Source organism: bacterium, assembly GCA_040755795.1.
Taxonomy (GTDB): Bacteria; UBA9089; CG2-30-40-21; order CG2-30-40-21; family SBAY01; genus JBFLXS01.
Window position 1 is genome coordinate 1 of sequence record JBFLXS010000375.1, and the last position, 4075, is coordinate 4075.

The window sequence follows — 4075 nt, forward strand, 5'->3', positions numbered from 1 at the left end:
AGTAATCGGAGATAACAGGTCATTGTTTTCTCTTCACCGATAACCTGATAACCGATAACTTTCTAAACATAGCAAAGCAAACTTAACAAAGCAATAGGTTGTTCACCACCTTATTTTCCTTCCTTTGAGTCCTTTGCGAAATCTTCCTTTGCGCTCTTTGCGATTAAATCTTTATACCTTTAAAAAACTTGAACATCAAGTTTTAGCAAATAATGCAGAATTAAAGCAAATAAAATATATCAACCACAAATTTGTGGTTATGTGTTTCTTTATTTTACAATCTCCACTATCCCTTTAGTTCCATCAACCCTTAAATATTGGCCTGTTTTAATCAATCGAGTTCCAAAGCCTGTGCCTACCACCGCAGGCAAGCCGTATTCCCTGCAGACAATGGCGGCATGACTCATCATCCCACCAACATTAGCCACTACACCTTTTATCCTGGCAAACACAGGCGTCCAGGATGGTGTAGTAATTGGGCAGACCATTATCTCGTCTTCCTGAACATCAGGCAGGTCATCGGTTGAAAGCACTATTCTGGCAATTCCTTCAACTACCCCCGGTGAAGCAGGGTGCCCTCTCAGCAATGCTCCCTCTTTTTGCTCCCCACTCATAGCCTCAAGCCAGGCGTCTATCTTTTCTGAAACAATCCCCCAGAGCATAATGGTAAATGGTTCGGTAATCTTCTCCGGTGGTGGTCCTAAGGCAGGAACAGGCTGCCACCTTTCAAGTGCCTTGATTATTCCCTTCCTCTTTGAGATTATCTTTGGCCAATATTGAGGACCTTTTGGTTTAGAACCAATCCCCCAGGATGAATATAGGTCATAGAGGGCTTGTGAGACTTCATATCTGTTTAAATAAAATATATTATCTTCTTGCGCAAAGAAGCCCCTTTTTGCCAAAATCTTTCCTACCTCACGCATCTTATTCCAGAAGATAGTATGGTGCCAGTGCTCAACATAAAAATTATGCTCCTCAACATAACTAAATACCGTTTTAGCCAGAGAGAATTTTTCCAGGAAAGCCTTTTTATCCTCATTGCTTCTTAACAACGAAAAATACCCCTCTTTTAGTTTCTCTCCTTCTTCTACTATTTTTTCTGTTTCCCTCTCTATATTTTCTCCAGCCTGTAATTTCTTGACATATCCAGCAACGGCTGAAAAGGGAATAGATAAATCATCTATCCAACTTCGGGGTGTATGATAGAACCCTGTGCCAGAGTTGAAATAGAACCAGGGGTCTTTAATCTCTTCCAAACTGTTTAACCATTGTTTACCTGAGTCAGTCCTTTGCAATCTTTCGATGATTGCCTCAGGTATTTGTCCTTCAAGAAATATCTCGGATAGATTGAGTTCTACTGCTAATTTAGATAATCTTCTCAATTCATTATCTGGTCGAAATAAAATAACATCTATACCCGCCACCATCTTAGTAATCGTCTGGTCTGAAATATCAGGGAAAACACCTTTCATAAAGCAAGAAAAATCAAGAAAAGCGGCATACCCTAAATTTAAGAACTCAAAGTGGTATTCCCAGATTTTAGTCATACTTTCTATGAGTTGGTTATAGGCAGAAAGAAGGGAAAATCCGGTGGAAATGCCAACCGCATCGGTTATCTTCTGGAGGTCTTCTTTTTCGGGTAAATCAGGAATGGCGATTGATTTTAATCCTTCTATTTCTCTGGTTACCTTTTCCTTCCATTTAGCATAAAGGCTATCCCAATTTTGATAATAAAACCCTGCCCGCTGACTAAAATCCTTTAGCCTTTCTGTTATCTCCTCGGGGTCATCAACCGTTAAAGGACTTAGATATATGAAGCCATTAAGTAACCTTATATCTATGCCCAGTGCGGGTGGGATAAGCCAAACACGGGTGTTATAACGACCCAGAGCAGATATAGCACTTTCTGCGGTAAAGATGTCAAAGGGATAGAGTGGGGTTGTCCAATGCATCGTATCGCAAAACCAAAATCTCTCTTCTTCAAGTTCTTTACGCTCTTCACTAAACAAGAGATAGTAAGGATACATTTCCTTCCATCCGTTTGCACCCTCTGGTGTTTCAATTTCAAAAGGGCTGGGAAAAACTTTTTTCACTGACATCGTTTTTTTACCTCCTGAAAAATAGTTTTTAGCCACATTTTTGCCTTTAAATAGAGGGGAAGTTCCGTTACATAGACTACCAGACACATAGATACCCACACACCAGTTTAATTTTCGATTTTTTCAATCCGCCATCTGTATCTCTTATCCTCTTAACTTCTTATCTTCTCATCTTCTCCTAATTTGCTAATCTCTAATTTTCTTAATTTTCCTTCAACATCTTTTTTATCTTCTCTTTGCCAAGGAGATGTATAAGATCTTTCAATAAATTCTCTTCGCCAATGGTACGGATTACCTCTTTTTCCCCAATGTTGCGAATTACCTCTTTTTCCCCAATGCTGCGAATTACCTCTTTTTCCCCAATGCTGCGAATTACCTCTTTTTCCCCAATGCTACGAATTACCTTCTTTTCCCCAATGCTACGAATTACCTTCTCCTCTCCAATCCCTTCCACAAATTTGTCAATCCCTACTATATCGACAAGCTCTCTCATTATATCTGGTCTGTCGGCTAATGTCTTCGGCATTAATTTTACCTCCTCTTCTCCCAGACTCCGAAGTAACCTCTCCTTACCAATACCCTGGATAAACTTATCAACTCCAACTATATCTGCCAGTTCACCAATTATATCTGGTCTATCTGCTAATGTCTGCGGCATCAATTTCACCTCCTCCTTGAATTCCTCAGGATGTAAATATAATCCTGTTTCGAACAACTCTAATAAATCTAACTTTGATACACTATCTCCTTTACTACCTATCTCCTTGACTAACTCCTTAATCTTATCCCCGGATGTAAAAAGTATCAATCCATAATTCTCATTTATCATTTCTAATTTATCAAGTTGGATTAAATAAAAATTAAACCCAAAATCTGCAAAGTAAAACCCATCCTTTATCATGGCCAGTTCATGACCATTCCTGCGAATGTAAGATTCTATCCCCTTGATACCTCCTGAGATAAAGGCATACACATTTATTTGCCTTCGCCACTGTATCCCTTCTTTAATCTTAAACAATAGCACATAAGCAAATAATCGGTCAAAATCATTCCCAGTGAATCTATCCCCGGGTGATTTATATTCAATAACATTATAATCAGTAAATGATTGGAATACAAGGGGTAAAGATTTAACATCTGCATCCTTGCCCTTTCTAATGACCACAATATCTATCCTTAATGGCATTTTGCCAACTTCAACCTCAGTTTCAACCGTAAACCCTTTAGGTTCGAGTAGATATTTTAATATATTTGAGAAATACGGATGCCATTTCTTCTTCATCATCTATAAGTATATACTAAACTTCTCTCTTTGTCAATAAATTTTTAGGAGGTTCTTAAATTTTTGACTTTTGACATTTGAGTTTTGAGTTAATATTGTTCAGTCTGATGGACAAGGCTGAACGGTTACCTTTTATGTGCTCTAATTTATTTCTATGTCTTCTCTGCGAACTCTTGCGTCTCTGCGGTAAATTACCACCTGAACGGTTACGAATTTTATTTGACATCTATTGCTATATTTGATATAATCTTATTTAATGAAACGAGTAGTGATTATTCTGACAATATTACTTCTATTGGCGAAGGAATCCACTGCCTCGTTAAGTGATTTCCTTAATTCCGGGAGTGCGACTCAAATCAGTGGGACAGTCACATCAATTATTGATGGAGATACCATTAAGGTTGAAATGTCTGGCACGGAAACTAAGGTTCGATTATTAAGTATTGACACTCCAGAACTTATGAATGAGCCTTTTGCTCAAACCGCAAAAGATTTTGCCTCTCAAACATTATTAAGTCAACCCATCCAATTATTTTATTCTAAAAACCCCACTCAACAATGGGATGACTATGGTAGATTGTTAGCGGTTGTGGTTAAGGATGACGAGATATTCAATCTTAAACTCCTTGAACAAGGGTTAGCCGTTCGGATGTTTATCTTTAACGATATTATCAAATTCCCTGCATGGGAAGAT

3 protein-coding genes are annotated in these 4075 nt (G+C 38.3%); 1 reads left to right on the top strand and 2 read right to left on the bottom strand.

Translation table 11 applies throughout. From position 1 onward, the window contains the following. Window positions 1-269: 269 nt before the first annotated feature. Window positions 270-2099, bottom strand: a complete 1830-nt coding sequence (locus AB1414_16870; GenBank protein MEW6609089.1) for a PEP-utilizing enzyme — start codon at window positions 2097-2099, stop codon at window positions 270-272. 202 nt (window positions 2100-2301) lie between these two features. Beyond that, window positions 2302-3384: a hypothetical protein gene (locus tag AB1414_16875; protein ID MEW6609090.1), complete on the bottom strand. Its 1083-nt coding sequence runs from the start codon at window positions 3382-3384 to the stop codon at window positions 2302-2304. Between the two features lie 253 nt (window positions 3385-3637). Between AB1414_16875 and AB1414_16880 the strand changes: the two genes are divergently transcribed. Next, window positions 3638-4075 (top strand): thermonuclease family protein (locus tag AB1414_16880; protein MEW6609091.1); only part of this gene is annotated, 438 nt, incomplete at its 3' end.